General features: G+C 51.3%; 17 protein-coding genes. 8 read left to right on the top strand and 9 right to left on the bottom strand.

What is annotated here, in order from left to right; genetic code table 11:
* Positions 1-265 precede the first annotated feature (265 nt).
* Genes ACQ0MK_RS11945 through ACQ0MK_RS11935 form a run of 3 tightly spaced genes read left to right on the top strand, consistent with a single transcriptional unit; the run spans position 266 to position 3863 of the window.
* Positions 266-1459, top strand: a complete 1194-nt coding sequence (locus tag ACQ0MK_RS11945) for an ABC-three component system protein (protein ID WP_430472792.1) — start codon at positions 266-268, stop codon at positions 1457-1459.
* Positions 1459-1965 carry an ABC-three component system middle component 5 gene (locus ACQ0MK_RS11940; RefSeq protein WP_430472791.1) on the top strand — a complete coding sequence of 169 codons (507 nt, stop codon included), beginning with the start codon at positions 1459-1461 and terminating at the stop codon, positions 1963-1965. The genes ACQ0MK_RS11945 and ACQ0MK_RS11940 overlap by 1 nt, the downstream gene beginning before the upstream one ends.
* Positions 1962-3863, top strand: coding sequence for an AAA family ATPase (locus tag ACQ0MK_RS11935; RefSeq protein WP_430472790.1), 1902 nt, complete (start codon positions 1962-1964; stop codon positions 3861-3863). Before ACQ0MK_RS11940 ends, ACQ0MK_RS11935 begins: the two co-directional genes overlap by 4 nt.
* 88 nt (positions 3864-3951) lie before the next feature.
* Here ACQ0MK_RS11935 and ACQ0MK_RS11930 read toward each other — a convergent pair whose 3' ends face one another.
* Positions 3952-4623: a DUF5610 domain-containing protein gene (locus ACQ0MK_RS11930; RefSeq protein WP_430472789.1), complete on the bottom strand. Its 672-nt coding sequence runs from the start codon at positions 4621-4623 to the stop codon at positions 3952-3954.
* Between the two features lie 552 nt (positions 4624-5175).
* Between ACQ0MK_RS11930 and ACQ0MK_RS11925 the strand changes: the two genes are divergently transcribed.
* Positions 5176-8178, top strand: a complete 3003-nt coding sequence (locus ACQ0MK_RS11925) for a leucine--tRNA ligase (RefSeq protein ID WP_430472788.1) — start codon at positions 5176-5178, stop codon at positions 8176-8178.
* Between the two features lie 136 nt (positions 8179-8314).
* On the top strand, positions 8315-9604 hold the full coding sequence (locus tag ACQ0MK_RS11920; RefSeq protein ID WP_430472787.1) for a nucleotide sugar dehydrogenase: 1290 nt from the start codon (positions 8315-8317) through the stop codon (positions 9602-9604).
* A gap of 23 nt (positions 9605-9627) precedes the next feature.
* On the opposite strand, the gene ACQ0MK_RS11915 is transcribed toward ACQ0MK_RS11920, so the two are convergent.
* The 6 genes from ACQ0MK_RS11915 to ACQ0MK_RS11890 are packed head-to-tail and all read right to left on the bottom strand — an operon-like array spanning position 9628 to position 14883.
* Positions 9628-9993 (bottom strand): MmcQ/YjbR family DNA-binding protein, encoded by a 366-nt coding sequence (locus tag ACQ0MK_RS11915; protein ID WP_430472786.1) that lies wholly within the window; start codon positions 9991-9993, stop codon positions 9628-9630.
* Complete coding sequence (locus ACQ0MK_RS11910) at positions 9983-11176, bottom strand: glycosyltransferase family 4 protein (protein ID WP_430472785.1); 1194 nt, start codon at positions 11174-11176, stop codon at positions 9983-9985. Before ACQ0MK_RS11910 ends, ACQ0MK_RS11915 begins: the two co-directional genes overlap by 11 nt.
* Entirely contained in the window at positions 11173-11925 is a 753-nt protein-coding gene (locus tag ACQ0MK_RS11905; protein WP_430472784.1) for a glycosyltransferase family A protein, read from the bottom strand. Before ACQ0MK_RS11905 ends, ACQ0MK_RS11910 begins: the two co-directional genes overlap by 4 nt.
* Positions 11922-13430 (bottom strand): hypothetical protein, encoded by a 1509-nt coding sequence (locus tag ACQ0MK_RS11900; RefSeq protein WP_430472783.1) that lies wholly within the window; start codon positions 13428-13430, stop codon positions 11922-11924. The genes ACQ0MK_RS11905 and ACQ0MK_RS11900 overlap by 4 nt, the downstream gene beginning before the upstream one ends.
* Positions 13415-14158, bottom strand: a complete 744-nt coding sequence (locus tag ACQ0MK_RS11895; protein WP_430472782.1) for a hypothetical protein — start codon at positions 14156-14158, stop codon at positions 13415-13417. Before ACQ0MK_RS11895 ends, ACQ0MK_RS11900 begins: the two co-directional genes overlap by 16 nt.
* On the bottom strand, positions 14155-14883 hold the full coding sequence (locus ACQ0MK_RS11890) for a hypothetical protein (protein WP_430472781.1): 729 nt from the start codon (positions 14881-14883) through the stop codon (positions 14155-14157). The genes ACQ0MK_RS11895 and ACQ0MK_RS11890 overlap by 4 nt, the downstream gene beginning before the upstream one ends.
* 124 nt (positions 14884-15007) lie before the next feature.
* Between ACQ0MK_RS11890 and ACQ0MK_RS11885 the strand changes: the two genes are divergently transcribed.
* Positions 15008-15271, top strand: coding sequence for a hypothetical protein (locus ACQ0MK_RS11885; protein WP_430472780.1), 264 nt, complete (start codon positions 15008-15010; stop codon positions 15269-15271).
* A gap of 27 nt (positions 15272-15298) precedes the next feature.
* On the opposite strand, the gene ACQ0MK_RS11880 is transcribed toward ACQ0MK_RS11885, so the two are convergent.
* On the bottom strand, positions 15299-16510 hold the full coding sequence (locus tag ACQ0MK_RS11880) for a glycosyltransferase family 4 protein (protein ID WP_430472779.1): 1212 nt from the start codon (positions 16508-16510) through the stop codon (positions 15299-15301).
* Entirely contained in the window at positions 16501-17520 is a 1020-nt protein-coding gene (locus tag ACQ0MK_RS11875) for a glycosyltransferase family 4 protein (RefSeq protein WP_430472778.1), read from the bottom strand. Before ACQ0MK_RS11875 ends, ACQ0MK_RS11880 begins: the two co-directional genes overlap by 10 nt.
* 270 nt (positions 17521-17790) lie before the next feature.
* Between ACQ0MK_RS11875 and ACQ0MK_RS11870 the strand changes: the two genes are divergently transcribed.
* Both ACQ0MK_RS11870 and ACQ0MK_RS11865 read left to right on the top strand, forming a co-directional pair.
* Positions 17791-19263 (top strand): WecB/TagA/CpsF family glycosyltransferase, encoded by a 1473-nt coding sequence (locus tag ACQ0MK_RS11870; protein ID WP_430472777.1) that lies wholly within the window; start codon positions 17791-17793, stop codon positions 19261-19263.
* Positions 19260-21395, top strand: coding sequence for a GumC family protein (locus ACQ0MK_RS11865; RefSeq protein ID WP_430472776.1), 2136 nt, complete (start codon positions 19260-19262; stop codon positions 21393-21395). The genes ACQ0MK_RS11870 and ACQ0MK_RS11865 overlap by 4 nt, the downstream gene beginning before the upstream one ends.
* Positions 21396-21399: the final 4 nt, after the last annotated feature.

Raw genomic sequence — 21399 nt, 5'->3', positions numbered from 1 at the left:
TACGATTCTGTTCATCCCAAATAGGTCAACTGTCTTCAATTAATGACGCTTGATCACGTCGGTCACAGGGTGCGGGCAGCCAACGCGTTCAATTGATCAGGTAGAAAGGGTTGAACATCTGTTTTTGAATGCACACCAATGCGCCATAGTGGAGTATTTAAGATGGCAATATTGATTTGTTTATCAATTTTCAGTTATTTCTTAAGCGCGTGGTGTATTAGGGAAATAGGTTGTAGTGCAAGAGCACTGCATTTGGAGCGGGACCGTGGCATCTTTAGAACTGTATTTTGAATGTGTCTTTAAAGTAACAAATCCCTTGATTGATGTTGTTTTTGTGCATGGTTTGACTGGAGACCCACATTCCACTTGGACTTGGGACGGTGGCAATGAGAGTTGGTTTCCAGCCTTGGGGCATGATTTGAACTGGGCCAACATTTGGTCTGTTGGCTATCCGGTAAGTCTATTCGAGAAAATTGCAAAGAAGGAGATGAACATCTATGACCGCTCCGGGAATGTGCTTGAGCAAATGGCCGCGAAAGGGATTGGCGCAAGGCCAATTGTATTTGTAGCTCACAGTTTAGGTGGTCTCTTAGTAAAGCAAATCATTCTCCGCTCGAAGGATGCGGAAGATAATGCGCGGCGGAGTGTTTCTGAAGCAGTTCGCAAAGTTGTTTTCTTAGCTACGCCGCATTCTGGAGCGGTTCTTGCCAGTGTCTTGAAGTTTGCATTTCCTCGCCTGAAGTCACAGCATATCGAACTTTTGTCAGGTGACAGCGGTGAACTTTCAAGTTTGGCGGATAGGTATAGAAGCTTTGCAAACACCTCTGAAATCAAGACTATCGCTTATTTTGAGAATTTCAAAACTAAAGGCATGAGTCTTGTGGTGTCAAAGTCTTCTGCTGATCCCGGGGTGGCTGGTTGTGAAGTGGTCGGGTTGGATAAGGACCACATTAACATCTCGAAACCACGTAACCGGAACGATCAACTTTACGAAGCGGTTCGTTTTCGTATTCAGCAGGAGGTTGATCTTATCGGTGGCGGTACCGCTATGAATGGTACCGGCGCTTTTCTGGAAGACTATCAAAAGAGATGTGAGCTGGATCGCAGGACTTTGCTTGAAAAGCTAATTGATGCAGGCATGGAGAGTGATTACGAGCATGCAAATGATAGTCAATTAAAGTTTTCAATGCTTTATAAGAAGTTTGGTTTGTTTGACCCAGCAAGAAGTAATTTTGATGAAATACTTTCCGAGGTTGAGACAAGGTTTTTGAATAAAATTTACCGTCCATTAATTCAGTGTGATGTCGATAAGTCTCAAGTTTATAGTGCAGTTCAAGACGAAGTTATTGAGTATGTGAAAGAAAAACTATCAACGAAAAGAATGGTTGATACTAAATTGGTATACAGTGCGATGTATTATCTTACGGAGCAGTGTTACATCAAGTGGGATAAAAGTTAATGGAAACTCGGATTTGGTATCCTCAGTTTGACATATACGACTCTATTCGACGCCAGGGTGTAGTTTTGTATAATTACCATTCTATTGAAATTTCTCTAGAGTTTCTTTTTATGTGTGATTTCTACGTGTGTAACCCAAGTTTGATGGCTAGAGCCTCGATGGCAAGGGATGAGCGCAACGCATTCAATAGTTCAGGAATACCGAAGCCATCAGCACAATTTATCGCTTTTCCAAATGAACGCGTTTTGTACGCAAAGATGGCCGGAATTCAGAGACAGGCCACCAAAGAGTTGGCTGCGAGGTCGTTAATTGATGTTGGCCGATACAGAGATGGTTGGGCTACGCCTACATCTAGTGGAACAGCACTGTTTGAGGCTTGGTGGGTAAAAAATACAGATCATCTAGAGCAGAAAACTGTTGGCTTTCTGCGACGGTATTTTGCGCCAGACCATGAAGGTAGTGCGAACATCGTGAAAAAGAAGACTGGCTTAACGAGGGCGCTATGAACATTGGTGAAGCGAGTTTACAACTGAGGCGTCTTCGAGTGATGTCGGAAGGTCGAGCTGTTTATGATCAGCCCTTTCATAGTGGCGTCAATATTATTAGAGGCAAGAACGGTTCGGGAAAATCGACAATTGCTGACTTCATCTTCTTTTCACTTGGAGGAGAATTTGACTCTTGGAAAGAGTACGCAGCGAAGTGTGATGAAGTCCAAGTTGAGTTAAAGCTTACCGGTGGTTACTTGACCGTACGCAGAGAAACCTCAAAAAAGTCGTCCGATGCCAAAGTGTTTTTCGGGCGGATGGACGAGGCTGCGAAACAACCCTTCGATAACTGGCATATCTTCCCGTTGCATCGGAGATCGGGAAATCAAAGTTTTTCTCAAACGCTTTTCAGAATGATGGGTATACCCGATGCTCCAAGCGAAGGATCGTCAAACGTAACAATTCATCAATTGCTGCGGTTGATGTACTCGGACCAACGCACTCCACCCGGTCGATTGTTTCGTTTTGAGCAATTTGACACTCAAAACATGCGAATGGCTGTCGGAGACTTAATGTGCGGAGTGGTGGGTTATGAGGCCTACGATGTTGCTATTGCGTTAAGAGAGACAGAGAAGCGTCTTGAGAAGGTCTCAGTGGAATTGAAAGGGCTTTTCGATGCCTTCCCTGCTGAAACCTCGTTGGGCAACGTGGATACGGTGATACATGAAATCGAAAAGTTAGCCGAACGAAGAGATGAATTAGATCATCAACTGCAAAATGTAGATGAGCTTGTTCAAGGAAGGGATGTGGATAAATACGAGCAAGACCGCCGGAGTGCCAAAAAGGAACTGACGAATCTGAAGAAGGAAGTGTCCAAGCTTGAAGATAGTATTCGTGAGGCTGAATTAAACTTAGAAGAATTAGGTTTGTACTTGGAGCACTTAACTGACTCTCTTGGCAAGGTTGTCAACGCTGAGGAAACGTCATCGTCGATTGGCGAACTTGATTTGACCTATTGTCCTTCTTGCTTGGTAAAGCTGAGGCATGACAAGCCAGAGGGCTGCTGTCAGTTATGTGGCGAAAAAATTGATGAAGATCGTGCCGAAAAATACAGCTTAGTGAAAATCGATCTGACCATTCAGATTCGAGAAACTAATCAGCTCATTGACGTAAAAGCGGACTACGTAAAACGTAGCAAGAAGGAGCTGAGTCTAAAACGTTCAGATCTGAAAGCAAGTTCAGCTCAGTATTCTGCCAGTTTCGGTGAGGCAGCTGGACCAAGAGATGCATTCATTGCTGAAAAAGCGAATGAGATTGGCGAAATAACGCAAAAAATTAAATACTTATCGTCTAATTTGAATGTCGCGGAGCGAATTTCTGAGCTGGTTCAAGCAAAGGCTGATTTGTCAGATCAAAAAGACCGCCTTGCTGCGCAGCAAGGCGCATTGGAGAGGTCAGCTGCTATCCGCAGAAAGGTTGCGCTTGGCAGGGCTTCTCAAATTGCAGTAGGGCTCCTTAAAAACGACTTGCAACGACAAGAGGAGTTTTCTCAAGCAAAGAGCGTGGGTATCAACTTCTTAGATGATGCAGTCGATGTGGATGGTAAATTTAATTTCGCAGAAAGTAGCAACGTTTTTCTAAAGAACTCGGCAATTCTCTCTCTGCTATTAGCTGCAGGCGAGGACAAGAAATTTTTCCATCCGAGATTTCTTTTGATGGACAACATCGAAGATAAAGGGATGGAGGTAGAGAGGAGTCATAAGTTCCAAGAGCTTATCGTGAAATACGTTACAGAATGTCCTCTCGCGCATCAGGTTATTTTCACGACCTCAATGATGAACCCTGAGCTTGAGCTCAACGACTATGTTGTTGGGCCAGCATATACAACGAATAAGCGTACCTTGGACTTCAGTTTTTAAGGTTGGCAGTTTAGCAATCAGTTGGAAAACAAAAAAACCGGCTCCAAGGGAGCCAGTTTTAATCTGCGCGAACGAGATGTTTGGAGCGTTACCCGTTGGTCCCATACCGTGGCGCATTGCGCTGAGCGGCGGTTCCGGCCTCAGCGTAAGCTTGGCTGGCCTGTGCGGTCTGGGTGACCTGCGATTGCAGGACCTGCTCGTCACGGGCCGGGGTTGCTGCTTCGGCGGCTTCTTCTGATGCGGAGCTGTTATAGAGTTCCGTCAGGCGCTGCTCGATCGATTTAAGGCCTTCGTTCAGGCGTTCTTCGGTTTCGGTGATGTTGCCGTTGATCTGTTCGTTCAACGCACCGAGGCCTTCAAGGAATTCACGCGCATCTTCAAGGCCGCGCTGAATGCCTTCGCTGGCTTTATCAAAGATTTCCTGCGCTTCGGATTCTGAATCTGCGTTTGCGGCAATCAAATCGCCAACGCGGGCCAGAATACGGTCTGCAACCGCTTCGGGGGTGTATTCACCGGGATCGACATTGCCCAAGGAAAGACCGGTCGAAGACAGGCTTTCATTAATGGCAGAAACGATCTGATCGGTTGAAAGACGGTTGGCCGATTCTGAAGACAGGGTAACAGACGTCGCCGCCGCAAAGGCAGAGGTGCCATTATTGCCCGTTTTTTCAGTGTCACTTTGTCCCGGCAGATATGATTGCGCCGAGCGCGAAGAGGCGCCGGATTGCTGGGATGACAGACCACCAATGGTGATATCCATATACGTCCTCCCTGGACGAGAGCTTTTGAGAGCTGTGCCCGCGTTGATCTCGGTTAACGGGCACTTTCGCCAAGCAGATAAATCGCACAAATTCCAGTGCGATCAATTACTTGGTAAATTTCACTGTTTAATATGGCATCTTTATTGTGAAAAATCCAGTCTTGTTGCGAAATTTCAGGTTGATGGGGCTGCAATGCCGCCCTGCGTTTAAGGTAGGGGATCGCCCAAGAATTATGCGGGGATGGGGCGGAGATGGGGCGTGACGTTGTGTTAAAAATCGTCATGCCCGCGCGCAGGCGGGAATCTGTGGTTTGGGGAACATGCCGCGTTGAGATTTTGACCTTTGCGGGAAGGGCGATGTTGGATGGGCCAAGGTTGGAAAATCGTTCGTATTTGCGCCAGTTTCCTGCGATCTGATGTTGCACAGCGCGCAAAGCCCGCTTATGAACACAGGTTCAGTATTATATGTAACCCGATTTGGTTTGGCAGGCGCGCCTTATGGGCAGCACCCGAGGCCACCAAACGGGCCCGATAGGCAGGAGTTGATTGAGCGTGGCGAACTATCAGGACAGTGCGCGGGAATTTGAAAAGCGTTGGCAGGATTACTGGCGGGAAAACGATACCTATCGTACCCCCAATCCGGGCGATGCGGATTTCGACGCCGCCAAAAAGAAAAGCGTCATTCTGGATATGTTCCCGTACCCAAGCGGGGTTGGCCTGCATATCGGTCATCCGCTGGGCTATATCGGGACGGATGTCAAAGCCCGGTTCGAGCGGATGCGCGGCTATAACGTTCTGCATTCCATGGGCTTTGATGCCTTTGGCCTGCCGGCCGAACAGTTCGCCATTCAAACCGGTCAGCATCCGCGCATCACCACCGAAGCCAACATCGAAAATATGTTGCGTCAGTTGCAAGTGATCGGCCTTGGCCATGATCCGCATCGCCGTTTCGCCACCACCGATGTTGATTATTATAAATGGACGCAGTGGATTTTCCTGCAGCTGTTTAACAGTTTCTATGACCCGACCGTTGAATGGAAAGGCCCGCAAGGCCAGACCATCAATGGCCGTGCCCGCCCGATTGCCGAGCTGCGCCCGCTTCTTGAATCCGGTGAATGGGTGCTGGACGAAGATGGCGTGCCGCAGCCCAAAGCCGTGATTGGCGATGGCACAAAGGCAGAAGGCAAAGAGATTGACCGTGCGATTGATCGCGGGCGTCTGGCCTATGTCGATGAGGTGCCGGTCAACTGGTGCCCGATGCTGGGCACGGTTCTGTCGAATGAAGAAGTCACCAACGAAGGCAAGTCCGAACGCGGGGATTACCCGGTTTACAAGCGCCCGCTGAAACAGTGGATGTTGCGCATTACCGATTATGCCGATCGTCTGGTTGCCGATCTTGAAGGTCTTGATTGGCCGAACGGCGTTGTTGAAATGCAGAAGGGCTGGATCGGTCGTTCGGTTGGCGCGCGGATGAATTTCCCGGTCAAGCTTGCAAACGGTTCTGACGACAAGATTGCAGTTTATACCACCCGACCCGATACGATTTTTGGTGCGACCTATATGGTTCTCGCCCCGGAACATCCGTTGGTCGATAAGCTGGCATCCGATGACAAAAAGGCCGATATCGCAGCCTACCGCGCGCAGGCATCGGAACTTAAGGCCGTATCGGCCAAGGATGATGCCGAACGCGAAAAGACCGGCGTGTTTATTGGTGCGCATGCCACCAACCCGGTGACGGGTGAAGACATCCCGGTCTGGATTGCGGACTATGTCCTGATGGGCTATGGCACCGGTGCGATCATGGCGGTTCCGGCCGGGGACCAGCGCGATTTTGAATTCGCCCATAAATTTGATCTGCCAATCCGTGCGACCACCAAGCCATCTGATGGCTGGTTGAAAGATAACGCACCGGCAGATGCGGCGGACCTTGATCTTGCGGCCCTTCATGCGCGCTATATCGAAGCACCGGGAAGCTTTAAGCTTGCCCAGACCGACATTGGCGAGACGATTAATTCCGCCACGGGTGAAGTGTCGCTTGACGGGCTTTCGACCCCGGATGCCAAAGCCAAGATCATTGAATGGATGGAAGGCAAGGGCATTGGCCGCGGTCGTGTGCAGTATAAATTGCGCGATTGGCTGTTCTCGCGTCAGCGTTATTGGGGCGAGCCGTTCCCGGTTCTGTTTGATCAGGAAACCGGTCAGGTGCATGGTATCGCACAAGCAGCCCTCCCGGTTGTCTTGCCGGAAATGACCGATTTCAAACCGGTATCGAACGAAGACCCCAATTCCGAACCGCAGCCGCCCTTGGCGCGCGCCAAGGAATGGATGGCGGTGGCCGGGATCGTTTTGGAAGATGGTTCGGTCTTGCCGGTTACGGCAGAGATTGGATCAACCCATTCGCATGGCGGTGTTGATTACGAAGTTCGTGCCTTTAAGCGCGATGCCAATTCCATGCCGAACTGGGCGGGGTCGTGCTGGTATTATCTGCGCTATTTCGATGCCAAGAATAATGCCAATTTCGCATCCGAAGCAGCCGCAGATTATTGGGCGAAAAGCACCGATGCCAACGGCAAAGCATTGCCGGGTGCGGTTGATCTTTATGTCGGTGGTGCGGAACACGCAGTGCTTCATTTGCTGTATTCGCGTTTCTGGCACAAGGTCCTGTTTGATCTTGGCCATGTCGGAACGCCTGAACCGTTCCAGAAACTGTTTAATCAGGGCATGATTACGGCGGATGCCTATTCAGATTCTCGTGGTGTCTATGTTGACATCCATGATGTTGAAATGCGCGATGTTGAAGGCAAAAAGCAGCCTTTCAACGCCAAAACCAACGAAGCCCTGATCACGGTTCCGGGCAAGATGGGCAAGCGGTATAAAAACGGTATCCCGCCAGAAGAAATTTGCGATCAATACACCATCGATACGTTCAGAACCTACGAGATGTATATGGGGCCGCTTGACAGCTCCAAACCCTGGCAGTCCGATGCGATTGTCGGCATGATGCGGTTCCTGTCCAACGTCTGGAAAGTCACGACCCAGATGGAACGCACCGATCATGTTGATGGCAAGATCGAAACGCAGCTGCATAAAACCATTGCCAAAGTGACCGGCGATATCGCCGATCTTCGTTTGAACACGGCAATTGCCGCCTTGATCGAGTTGACCAATGCGCTGACCAAACAGAACGCGGTTCATGACGATCACGCCAGGGCATTGGCCTTGATGGTCGCCCCGTTTGCTCCGCATCTTGGTGAAGAGCTTATGAGCCGCATGGCGTCTGATGAGTTCGGTGTGAAAAAATCCGTGATCAAGTTTGACTGGCCGGAATTTGATGCCGAAAAAGCCAAGGATGACGAATTTGAAGTGCCGGTTCAGATCAATGGCAAAAAACGCGCATCGGTAATGGTGGCAGCCGGTGCCGATCAGGCGACGGTTGAAACTCTTGCCAAGGCGGATGAAAATATCGCCCGCCATCTTGAGGGCAAAGAGATTGTCAAGGTGATCTATATCGCCAAACCGACGCCGAAATTGCTGAATATCGTGGTGAAGGGCTAAGCCCCTACACCACGTTGATTTTGCAGGCAGGGCATCGCAAGTTTGGGATGCCCTGTTTGCATTTGGTTTGGATTATTGACGGTTGGCTGTCGGCTGGCTAGAAGTCAGACAAGAGTTTCTTTTCAAGGGTTGAGCAATGAGCCACGGGCGCAAGATTTCTGTTATCGGGTTGGGGTATGTTGGATTGCCGGTTGCGGTTGCATTCGGAACATCCATCGGGCGCACCGTTGCCTTTGACATCAATGCGTCGCGTATTGCGCAGCTTAATGCCGGTCATGATGCAACCGGTGAAGTTGATGCGCATGAACTGGCCGCAGCGGATCTTTTGATCAGTGATGATCCAAAGGATCTGGCCAAGGCCGATTTCCATATCGTGACCGTGCCAACCCCGATTGACAGTTCAAACCGCCCGGATCTTTCACCGCTTCGTTCGGCATCAAAAACCGTTGGCGCCATCCTTAAAAAAGGCGACATCGTTGTTTATGAAAGCACGGTTTATCCCGGTGCGACCGAAGAGGTCTGCGTTCCGATCCTTGAAGATGTTTCAGGCCTGAAAGCCGGGACCGATTTCACGGTTGGATATTCGCCGGAGCGTATCAATCCCGGCGACCGCGAACATCGCTTTACCACGATCACGAAGGTGGTTTCCGGTCAGGATCAGGCGACCCTTGATATCGTCGCCGATGTCTATGGCAGCGTTGTTGTTGCAGGTATTCACAAGGCACCGACGATCAAGGCGGCTGAAGCTGCCAAGGTGATTGAAAACACCCAGCGTGATCTCAACATTGCGCTGATGAATGAATTGTCGCTGATTTTTGATCGTGCAGGCATTGATACCCGTGATGTGCTTGAAGCCGCCGGGACCAAGTGGAATTTCCTTAAATTCACGCCGGGTCTGGTGGGCGGGCACTGCATTGGTGTTGATCCTTATTACCTGACCCATAAATCTGAAGAGCTTGGCTATTACCCGCAGGTGGTTTTGGCCGGTCGTCGGGTCAATGATGGCATGGGTACAGTGGTTGCCAACAAGGTTATCCGGGCTTTGCTGCGCGAAGGTGCGACCAAAAACCCGACTGTGACGGTCCTTGGCCTGACGTTTAAGGAAGATGTTCCAGACATCCGCAACACGCGCGTGATTGATATTGTTCGTGAACTTGAAGACGCGGGGATTACGGTTCAGGTGCATGACCTGCATGCAGATGCCGCCGAAGTCGCCCATGAGTTTGATGGCTTGAAACTGTTTGGCGATGATGACCTGAAACCGGCTGATGCGCTGGTTCTGGCTGTGTCGCACAAGGAATATGTCACAAAGGGGTGGCCGCTGGTCGAAAGCCTGCTGAAAGACGGCAAGGGCTTTGTTGCTGATGTGCGTGCGGTTTTGCCGCGCGATGCGGTTCCGGCGGATATCGATCTTTGGCGCCTGTAGACCGATATAATCGGGCTGATTATTCAATTTTGGTGAATATTAAGTTCACGCTGCAATTTCTTGGTCAGGCCCGAGGCCACCAAATTGTATGAGTATTCGATGTGGCCTTGCAGGTCATCATCGGCAAGGCCCGGTTTGTCGTAATGCTGGATCCATTTCATGCCGCGTGAGGCAAGATAGGGTGCTGGACGCAAGCCGGGCTGTTCTTTTAGAACTTCATAGCCGATTTCGGATGTTTTAAACGTGATGCCAAGCGTATCGTTTTTGGTCCATCCGCCAATGGCAAACACCTTGCCGCCAATCTTCCAGACATCGGCACCACCCCATTGCACCACATGGGTGGTGTGCGGCAGTGATTTGCAAAAATCATTAAACTCGTCACGGGTCATCTGGTTTCGGTCCTGAGGTCGTGGGACTGGCGTTTGCAGAACGGCATTCTGCGACCTCATGATTTGAATGTGAAGTGTTTTGACGGTTATGACCAATCACATCACAGACAAGATCACGGAGTGATCGGGCGAACTGATCGCGGCGAAACTGGTCCTGACACAGGCGATATGCAGCCTTGCGCATTCTTGTTGTCTGTGTTGGAGAACCGACCGCATCCCTGATCGCGTTCGCCAGCGCCGCAGGATTTTTGGGCGGGCATAATCGCCCGGTTTTTCCATCTCGTACGAATTCCGGCAGGGTCGCGATATTGCTTGTGATGACGGGAACGCCTGCTGCCATGGCTTCAAGCACGACAAGCGGTTGGGCTTCATTGGCATAATGGCTGGGAAAAACGAACAGATCAGTCTGGTTAAACGCTGCTTTGCGCTGTGCATGAGAAACCGGGCCGATATAGCGGGCGGTGTTGGTCAAAGCAAAGTCTGCCAGAAGTTTTTCGATGTCCTCGGCGTTCATATCACCGGCCGCGCCAGCAATCGTGAGTTCACATGGAGTACCCTGATCGCGCAGCAGCGCACAGGCAGCAATCAGGGTTTCAATGCCCTTGGCGCGAAACAGGTTGGAAAGCCACAGGATTTGAACAGGTTTCTGTGGGTGCCAGTCATCTGTTGGGGCGTTTGAAAAGGCCGTGTAGTCAAGGCAGTTGGGAATGACCGCGATATCGCATGTAAGGTTGCTTACCTCGGGTCGCAAAGTCTCGCCCAGTAAGATGACGGTTTGTTTGGCAAAGACGCGGTTTTGAAACCAATGTCCCCAACGCGATTGCCGCATTGTTGGCAGGCCGCGCCCATGGATATGGAGGATTGCGGGAACGCGAAACATCTTGGCGATTAGCACATAAAGACAATCGCGGTAATAGGCCCCGCCGGTTGGCGCAAAGCAGATATAAAATGCGCGACTGCCGGGCAAGGCCCAGATCAGACGCAGCAACAGCCAAATGGCGATGGCACATTTGCGAAGCGAAACCCGCGCGATATCAGAAAGGTCGCGGGCAAAGCGCATTTCGATCAGGTGAAGGTCGAAATCTTGTGACAGGGCTTCAATCGCGTGCTGGTTCATTTTTGCCGCACCATGCATCGGTGGCGGCAGTTGCACCATGGCAATGATTTTTGCGCGTTTGGTCATGGTGCTGTGTCCTTCGGCCGCGTCAGTCGGTTCCTAATTTGTGCAAGAGCCAGCCAGAAAGACGGTGAAACCTGTGCGTGATAGCGATCAAGGACCTGTTGGCGCGTGGTCTGATATGTCTTGGCGGGAATACCGGCAAAATAACGTGTTTGCGGATCAAGGTTGCGTTCAACCAATACCTCATTCAGTCGCCAGATAGTCGCCTCGGCAACCAAACAGGCACGAAGATAAAATTCCAGATCAATGCAACAGGGAATATCGGTTGAATAGCCACCGGCGCGTTTCCAAACATCGCGATGCAGGGCAAGCGATGAATGGTGCAGCGGATTTCCAAGATATAGGCGGGCTTCCGGGATTTTATGGGCACGGCCAAAACATGGTCGCCATGGGTCAGTTATCGCACGGGTGAAAATCAGCGCATCCTGATTGTGGCTCAGGAATTCAGATTGGTGTTCAAGACGGCCGGGCAGCGAAAGGTCATCAATATCCTGAATGGCGATCAGATCGGTTGGAGCGTTTTCGATCGCAAGGTTCAGGGCAGCCCCACGTCCGATAGGACCGGGGCTTAGCAATGTAATACGATCATTATCTTGCAAGGGTATAGGCAGTGATATTGGCACCTTGGACCCATCATCAACAATGATGATGTGGTCTTGCGGGCGCAAGCTTGCCATGATGTTTTGCGCAAAACGTTCAAGGAAAATATCGCCATTGCGTACTGTTGTAATCAGGGTGATGGGATTACTCATCCTTGATCCTCCCACCGGAGTTTAAGAGTGGCGCAGTTTGCCCCGTGGGCGGTGATCCGCGTTGCGGCACCGGCCGCACTAAAGGCATCTTTCTTATCAAGGGTAAGTGGATGATCTGATGTGATCGTGACACCGATCTTGGGTACTGCGAACTCTGTGTCGGACTTCTGTGAGAGTTCCAGATTTTCATCAATTAGAATACGAAACAGATTTGCTTTTTCGGACTGGGTATTGCCAAGTTGGTCTTTGATAGTGACGTCATTTTCACTAAAAATGATGTCTCTTTGACCTTTAATGCCAGCCAGTTCAAAGGCGATTTCAACATGGTTTGAAGATCGCCGTTTGGCACGTGCAAAGCGGGCTATTTCACCATCGTTTAAAGCAGGAAGCGGGACAGTCGCCGGACCATACAGGCTTGGACTGTCTTGTTCGCCACCCGTGGGCGGCAGCAATAGACAAGCTTTTTCTCTAGGGCCTGATACGATGACGGGAACAGGTGTGTAATCAAAACACTGTTCGCCGCACAGAGCCATTTGCGCGTGGTAATGGCTCGATGAAAATAGAAAAACCTGTGATGCTTGGTCAGGCTGTGGTTGCGGCGTGATCGCGGTTTTTACTGGCGCTAGATTGGCGGTTTTAAACAACCAATATCCGGCAAAGGCCAGATAATCATCATGGCGGTTATAGCTATACCAGCCGGGTGTTTTCGGGTTTTCCGAACCGGGGTTTGGCGGCAACGGTACGGGGGAAAGCAGATTTAGCGGCAATGAGCCGCATTTATCAAAAGCAATTTCAAGATGGCGCAGGATTACAGAAGCCTGATCCGTCGCGCCGTATTTCAAAAGCGTGAAAAGTGCGCATACTGCGCCAAAGCTTTGCCCTGCACCCCGGCCAATCAAGTTGGCATATCCGTGTGACCCGGTCATATCGGCAATCAATCGGGTTGCGGTTTTTGCCATTTGTTGCTGAGGCCGGTTTTGGCTATCGGCCAAAAGGGCTGTGCAAAAGGCATGATACTGAGCAGAAAAACTTGGTGGACGATCCAAAAATGCCGGAGAACGCCAATAGCGCGAACGGATGAAGTGGTGATGGGCGATGCTAATGGCTTTGTCGCAAATTCCGTTTGCACGCGATCGGCGATTTATCAGGCCAAGGATTTGCCAATTGGCAACATCCGGGCATTGGTTTGGTGATGAACGTAATATTTCCAAACGTCTTTGTTGGGATAAGCCCGGCATATCAAGCAGTGCATATTCAATGAATTCGCGGTGGTAGCTTCTATCTTGTGGCTGATGCGTTAGGGCATGAAGCGCGCGATCAATATTGATGCGATATTTATCACGATCAATGTGGTCCCAAAGGTTGGCGGCAAAGGCCTTGGCGTAGAAGTCGGGTAAGGGAAAACTGCCATTGCTTTGTTGTCGTGTGGCAAGATCATCGGCAATTAGGTGTGCCAGTTGAAGACAACGTTGAGTGATCTCCGTATGGCTTACTGAAAATGACATGTCACCTCCAGCGATAAGACTTGCCCTTTGCGAAGGGTATTCAGCGGGACTGCCTGTATTTCAGGACACCTACGGCCCAACCGTTCGCGCATGCGCCAAAGCAGATTTTTAAGCGGGGAAATTTGCCATACCCACCGGGCAACAGGGTTGGGGGCCGATAGGGTAAAGAACCGATTGGCCCACCGTAACCATATTTGATCGACCGGATCACGCGGCAGGAGCCGGGCGTGAATGACCCAAAGATCATCGCGATCACGCAGATAGAGATATGGATCAAACCGGGCGGCTCCATTGGTTGCATCAAGTGTTACCGTGATGCAATGCCCGGAAACGCCAACAAGCTGTGCCTGTTTGGTAGGATAAAGTCGGTATTTGTCGCTGTTGGTATGAACAAAGACCTGATCATTAATGATGCCCGATTTGATCGCATCCTTGTCAAAGACCAACCGAATGACGGCATCTTGCAAGGCCATATCATCAAGTGCCGTAAAAGTTGCCGCAATCGCGATCTTGTTTGTATCAATCTGCTTGGTGTGAAGCTCGATTTTCAGACGTCCGGTTGGCAGGTGCCAAATGCCGTCCTGATAACGGGCGTTTCGGGTCGTGTCTGTCAAGGTGATGAAGCCATCTTGATCAGAACATTCAATTCCCCACGGTCCAAATTCGATATCACCAAATTGGCCCGAAATCAGTTGAGCATTGTCTATTGAGGTTTGCAGTTTTGTCATGCTGAAACCCGCCATCTTGATGTGATTGTCGCCCAAATCATTAGAATAAGGATGAGAAAACCCAGCCGGTATTGCGCAACCAAAATAACGTCAGTTGCACTAAGAATGGGGGATATCAAAAAGGTGGTTGCGATCAGAACAATTAGGCAAACCCACCCCAGCCAAGCGGCATGTGGTGTTTCCTGCAATGCAAGAATTTGACGGGTAAGCAGGGCCAGGAATATGGGCCACAAGGCGCCGTGTTGAAGAACTTCAATCAGCTCAGGGCTTGGGGTGGCGTAAATAAGCATCGCAATTTGATGGGGAGATACCATCAGAATAAGCGATATCGCGGCCATCGGTAAAAGCAGCCAAACATCGCGAAGGGCGCCAGATTGGCGTTTGGCAAACAATGTTGATGCGATGGCGGTAAGCAACCCGGCACAGAACAGAAAAACCCGCTGAGCCATGAATAAGGCGTGATTGTCTTGCCCCAATAAAACGAAATCCAGATTTGGCAAACAGCCCGCTAATAAGGTGAAGCCAATCAGCCCAAAGGTTGTTGCCCGACTTGGCGAATGGCCGACAGGAGAGGTGGGGTTAGATTTGCCTGGATTAACCGCAAAGACGGAAGAAGCAATTAAGCCTGCAATCGAAATGCTGGGCGCAATAGCAAAGAGCGCGATGGCGTGATCAAACATAACCGCCCAAATTGCCATTGAAATCCCGGCCAGTTGCGCGATCATGGCAATAGCCCCCAGCCGGGAAAATTCGGTTCGCGCAGCAATCATCCAGTCCGGGGATAAGGCAGCCGCCATTGGCATCAGTATAAGAGGCCAATAAATCGCAAGTGGTTCAGGGGTGGTGATCATGACAATGATAGTTGCGATCATGGCAATGAGGAGCCGGATTGCGACACCGCCCCATGCAAATCGATGGCGATTTGATTGGGCAAAACGGATCAGAAGCGGGCCGCTTCCGGCCTGTGTCGCGGTAACGGCAAGCCCGATCAGTGCCAACATCGAAAAATATGACCCAAGCATATCTGATGAAAATGCATGCCCGATCAAAACAAGAATGATCATGCCGCCCAGACGGGCAATCAGATTGGCGCTGACCAGCCAAAGCGGATAAAGGCAATGCGATAAAGCGTGGCGCGGTTTATCCATGGCGCGACAAAACCGCTTCGTAAGCCGCATCCACCCGGTTGCCATATCCGATTTGCAAATCCCGTGCGATTTGGGCACGTCCGGCCTGTGCGATGTTTCGGCGCATGGTTGGATTGTTGATCAGCGCGGTCACAGCGGTTGAGATCGCGGATGGATCGCGCGGTGGGATGATCAACCCGCTGATCTGATTAATCACCGGGCTTCCGGCGTCAAAGGTTGTGATGACTGCGCAGCCTGCCGCCATGGCCTCCATCGTTGCCAAGCTGCTGCCTTCTGACAGGCTGGGAAATACAAAAATGTCAGAACCCAGCATAAGATCGGCGACCGCAGCCTGTGGCAATGGACCAAGCCATTCACAGCCATCAGGCAGATTTTTCAGAAGGTCCATCGCACAGGGTTTTGCCGTGCCAACAAGGGTTAGTTTGATGCGCATTCGGAACTGGTCGCGTAATGATTTCCACGCCGCCAAAAGTGTCGCCGTTCCTTTGGCCAGTGACAGATTGCCAACATAAAGAAGGCGCATGACAGTATCGGTTTGCGCCGCGCGTTGCCGGTGCAACAGCGATTGGCACAAGGGTGAAACAAACGGCACGAGAAAAATCTTACCTGGTGCGATACCACAGCGTTGAAGACCATCAGCGACAGCATCAGATGGGGCAAAAACCGCGTCGGAAAACCGGGCTTCTTCGGTTCGGCGCCGGGCAAGAAATGACGATATCTCGCGGTAGGTTTTCTGGTGGGCGGCATATTCATCCGCCACCTGTTGTTGACGAATTTCCCCAAGTTGGCCGGTGACGTCTGAAATCGTAATCATACCCCGCGCCTTGGCACGGCGCATGGCAGGCAGGCTGTAATTTCCCTGCCCATGTAGGATATCGGCTTTTGGCATTTGTAATGCCGCCATCAGAGACAGGGGAATATCGGAATAAAGATTATGGGCGGGGAGGCGAAGTTTTTGTGCGGTCTTTGCCAAAAGATCGGGGATCAAATGACGGCCGGGAATTGTTGCCAAAATCGGATCAACCTGCCGCGATGGCGGGGTGACTGGCCCGCTTCCATTATGACGCCAGAAACTGTCCCAGCGGACCAGCCGGTTTTGCCGGGCAAGGTGGCTTGCCAGAATAGCGGCCTGATCAATCCGGCTGATCATCCAGATTGACGGTGATGATTTGGGCAGCACACCATCTGAATTGATCAGTTCCATTTGTGGGTCGCCTTTGATGTGTTTGATGCCTGCGTGGCGGCCTGCCACATCACATCTGCATGGTGGTGTGCGGTATTAAACCTGATCTTGGATGCTTGGGTTTGACGGACATGGTCCCAATGATCGGGGCTTTGCAACAACCTGGTGCAAGCAGAAACCCAGTCCCCGGTGTTTTCAGCCCGAAGGGTTTCGGTGCGTTCGAGCATATCAGGGGCACAGCCAACAAGGTCGCTTGCCACGGCGAGGGCACCACATGCAATTGCCTCGATCACGCCAACGCCATAGGCGTCATTGCGAGTGGGAAAAAGACACAGCTTGCTGTCGCCAAGTAATGCAGGAAGGTGATTTGGGGGGATTTGCCCATGAATGTCGGTGATGTTTGAAAGGCCGTATGTCGCAACCAATTGGGTTGTTTCATCACTATTCGTGCTGCCAATAATGCCGACTTTTTTGATGGCGCCAGCCTTGGCCAGCAGTGCCGCGATTTTTAAAAAATGATCAAACCCCTTGGTCCATGTCGTGCGCCCACACCAAAGTAGATCAAAGTGACGTTCGGCAAATGGGCGATTTGACTGGGATGGTTCAAAAGAGATTGGGATTGGGGCGACCAAGATTTTTTGCGTATCTATGCGGTAGTGTTCAAACCACTTTTTACCGTGCGATCCCGCTGCAATAAAGCGATCTGCCTTTGCCACCATGCGCTGGCGGATATGGCGGCGCGCCGGATTAAGGTAACGATCATCTGATCCAGACCAACCGTCGAATTGCAAGATGGTGGGAATGGCACGCTTGATTGCCCAATTTTGCGCCTGCCATTGCGCAATGCCAAACCCGGCCAGGATCAAGGTAGCGGGATTAATCTGGTTTAAGGTGCGTAACGTTCCGATTGGCATTGACAATAAACGGTTTTCACCAAGACGAAGATGAATGCCGCGCAAGGTTTGTTGATCAAATTGCGCGGTGCGATCCAACCAATTGCGCTGCGGTTCGGTGCGGCTAGTGCAGATCACATTCAAACCACCACCAGCCGCCATAGCGTGCCTGTGCAAAGCTTCATAGGCGTTGAAACGGTAGGGCGGAACAATGTTTGTTAGTAATGCTACCTTCACCGTTTTGCGCGCCTTTAGATGCTGTTGTTGTCGGCAACTCAATCATAAGTTACCATTGGCATCAACGAATTAAACGATACCTGCCCATTGGCATAAGTATCGACGGGACCAAACAAAAACGCGATTTGACTGGGGGGCTCGGCGGTCGAAACCGGGCAAACAGGGCGGTGAATGAAACAGGGGAAAACAACGTTTTTCGGTTTGCAAATTGATGTTCGGCGACAGGAAAAACTGTGTGCCGACATTTGCGATTGGCTTGATCGTTCGGCCACAGCAAAGGCCGTTTCGTGTTTCCGCCAGCAATCTCTGAATGCTGTGAAACTGCCGCAGGCGATTGGCAATCCTGATCTGTTTTACGCTCTTGAAAATGCCACATGCCTGTCGGCAGATGGTATGGGGGTTGTTTGGGCGGCCCGGCTCATGGGGATCAAGCTGCCCCAGCGGGTAACGGGCATTGATCTGATGAAGGCCCTTTTGCCCCGCTTTGCCAAGCAGGGGCTAAGCGTGTTCTTACTCGGTGCACGGGCCGATGTACTTGAAAAACTTTCAGACAAACTAAGGGACACGTACCCCGATCTTGTGATTGCCGGGATGCATCATGGCTATGAACCAGATGATGCAAAGCTTGCTGAAATCGTTCGGAAAAGTGGTGCGGATGCATTGTTTGTTGCCTTGCCATCACCGCGCAAGGAGCTGTTCGTTGAACATTTTTCTGTTCAAACCGGGTGCCGGTTTGCCATGGGAGTTGGCGGCGCGTTTGACGTGCTGGCCGGGAAGGTCACCCGTGCGCCATTGATCTGGCAAAAGGCCGGACTGGAATTCTTATGGCGCATCATGTGCCAGCCAAAATACATGATCCCGCGCTATGCAAGCGGGCTTGTCGGTTTTGCCAAACTGGTTGCGCCAGGCATTGTTGCCCATCACGCCAAAAGGCTCCGTCACTGGGCTAAACAGGCAGCGTTCATTGGTACTGTCGTCCCGATGATACTTTGCGCGGGAGAGCCCCATGCGCAAGTGGTTTGGGCCGATGGTTTTGCCCAAGGTGACCCACAGGTAACCGCAGACTGGATGAACGCCAAATTGGCAGGGATTTCTGATCCAGATGATGTTCAGGATGTCATTGATGAAATTGTGAATAGGGTTCTTGCCCCGGCAGATGAGGCACTTTCAGTCGATATCAAAGATAGCGAAATTGACTGGCAAGCTGCGGATACATCTATCCGTGCATTGCTGGGCTTGTTTGATGTGGTTTTGGCCGGTATGGGGGCGAATAGTTTTTTGCTTGAGGCCGTCTTGGGTGGGGTGGTGAAGCAGATTTTAAACATCCACCCTGAACCAGAACGGCTTGCCGGTCTTGTGCAAACAACCGCACCTGATTTGGCCGCACGGGTATTTGGCGTTGGGGGACGAAATCGCGATGGGTTTAGTGCCCCGATTTTGGTAGTGCAAAGTGGTGCTCCAAAGCCATCTCCTACTGTGATCCAACAACCGGCAAAAGCACCACGCGTTATTCAAATCCCGTCTTACCAAGCATTCAATACCGGCACTTTTGCGATGTTTGCAGATGGTGCAGGGTGGGGAGTTTCTGATGAGGAAAAAGATACTGTCCGCATTCCCGAGCTTGAGAATGTAAGCCCAAGATGACGGACGCACAAACAGACCGTTTTGATCCATCGTTGCGCGATCTGATTGCTATCTTGTGGCAGCGCCGTGGGGTTGTGGCCTTGGCTTTTGTTTTGGTGCTTGTCGGGGTGCTAATTTTGATTAGCAATTGGCAATCAGATTATCGGGCGGTTGCCGAAATTGGATTGTCTGATGCTTCGGCGATGCCGGTTGATGGTGCGAACAGCAGCACGGCCCTTCGCCAGAACACGTTAACTGCGCAGATGATCGAAACGGTCATTGCCGAGATCAAGGGGGAGGAAACCCTTGCAACGGCACTTGCCGTTCTGCGCGGAGAAGGTGTCTTGCTTACACCCAAGCCGTCTGATGGTGGATTGACGCAATTGGTGCGGTCTGTGTTGGGCGCAGCCAACGTACCGATTGCAGAACCGGCAGAGCAACGCGGGGTCAATCAGTTGCGTGGCGGTCTGGATGCAAGCCGCATTGGCAATGCAGCGGTGATTGAAATCGGATTTACCGCCTATGATCCGGATGTCAGTCAGGCGGTGTTGCGCGCAGTGGTCGAAAGTTATGTCTGGCAACGTGAAGATCGGCAAAAGCGCGTTATGCGGGGGCAACTTGCCGAGGCAGTTTTGCAGTTTGAAACCGCCCAAAATGAGCTGAATACTCATGAAGCAGATTTAGCACAGTGGCAATTGCAAGCTGGTGTGTTGGATGCCGATGAAAGCAAAATGATGCTTGATCGCATCTATGCACTTGATGAACAGGCGGAAAAACTCAGTCAGGAACTGACAAGCATTCGAATGGCGGCACGAAGCCGTAATCAAGCATCTGGCCTGCAAGACCTTTTGACCATACCGGACGTCGCAAACCATCCGGTGGTTGCGCAACTGATCACGCAGTTTGATGCGAAAAAGCAGGAATTTGCCACCCTTGATCAACGCTATGGACCCAAGCACCCGGTCATGCAGGGCAAAAGCCGCGAGTTGGATGAATTGCGCGGGGCTTTAGCCAAGCTGGCAAATGATGTTGCAGATCAGCTCAATCTCAACCTTGCCGGTGCGCAAGAACAATTGCGGTTGGTCACACAGCAACGCGATGACTGGCAAAGCCGGATGGCGGACCGCCATGCCCGATTACAAGGACAGGCGGCATTGTTGCGATCTGTTGCGATGACGCGTCAGAATGTTCAGGAACTGGGCCTGCATGTTCAAACCATCCGCCGTGAACTGGCGTCATTTAGAGGTGATGTGGAAATATTGCGGAGCCCGACGGCCCCAGCGCAATCCGAATTTCCCGCTAAGCGTGATTTGATTTTGATGACCGTGATGGTGGCAATTTTTGCGGCTGTCGGGGCGGGGGTGTTGCGCCATTATTTCGATCAGACCATTGGCAATGATTTTGAACCGGAAAGCCGGTTGGGAATACCGCTTTATGCCCGCATCCCCGATCTGGGTGGCGGTGGAATGGCGGGGGATGAAGCGGTTGGGCATTTGGCGGTTTTGATGCGGATTTTGGATCAAAACGCCATCAAGCAAACAAAAGAAGCAGGTGCCTCCAACAATACATCTCAAGTGATCGCCATCGGATCAGCTGCACCGGGGGATGGCAAAAGTCACCTTGCGCGGGCACTGGCCGATAAACTCTCGGCAATGGGGGGATCGGTTGTGTTGCTTGATGCGGATTTGCATGATCCGGGCCCGGTTTCGGTGTTTGAAAATCAGCAAGGTATTGTCGATCTGACCGCCGTTTTATCGGGCGATGGCAAGATTGAAGATGCCCTTTGGCCTCAAAGCACCGGGGTGCATTACTTGGGCGCACGCATGGCGGTGCCCGGCACAATTGCCACCAGCCTGATTGAAACGAAACTGGGTGGTGTGATTGCCGATTTACGTGGCCGGTTTTCGCACATCATCATTGATACGCCGCCGATCCTGTCGATTGCCGATGGCGTGGTGGCCTTGCGGGGCTCTGACGTTAAATTGCTGGCTGTGCGCTGCGGGCATAGCAAGCGCGATGACATCAGCCATGCTTTGGATCAATTGCGCACCGCCGGGATTACCCCCGATGGCATCATTCTAAACAGCGCACGTCCGCGTGTGGCCTATGGCAAAGCGGGATCAGAACGACAAGTAGCAGGGCAGGTGTCATGAGGGT

The organism is Thalassospira lucentensis (genome assembly GCF_050516545.1).
In the GTDB taxonomy this organism is placed as follows: domain Bacteria; phylum Pseudomonadota; class Alphaproteobacteria; order Rhodospirillales; family Thalassospiraceae; genus Thalassospira; species Thalassospira lucentensis_C.
The sequence above is the reverse complement of the archived record's forward strand: the minus strand, read 5'-3'. Positions and strand labels throughout refer to the sequence as shown.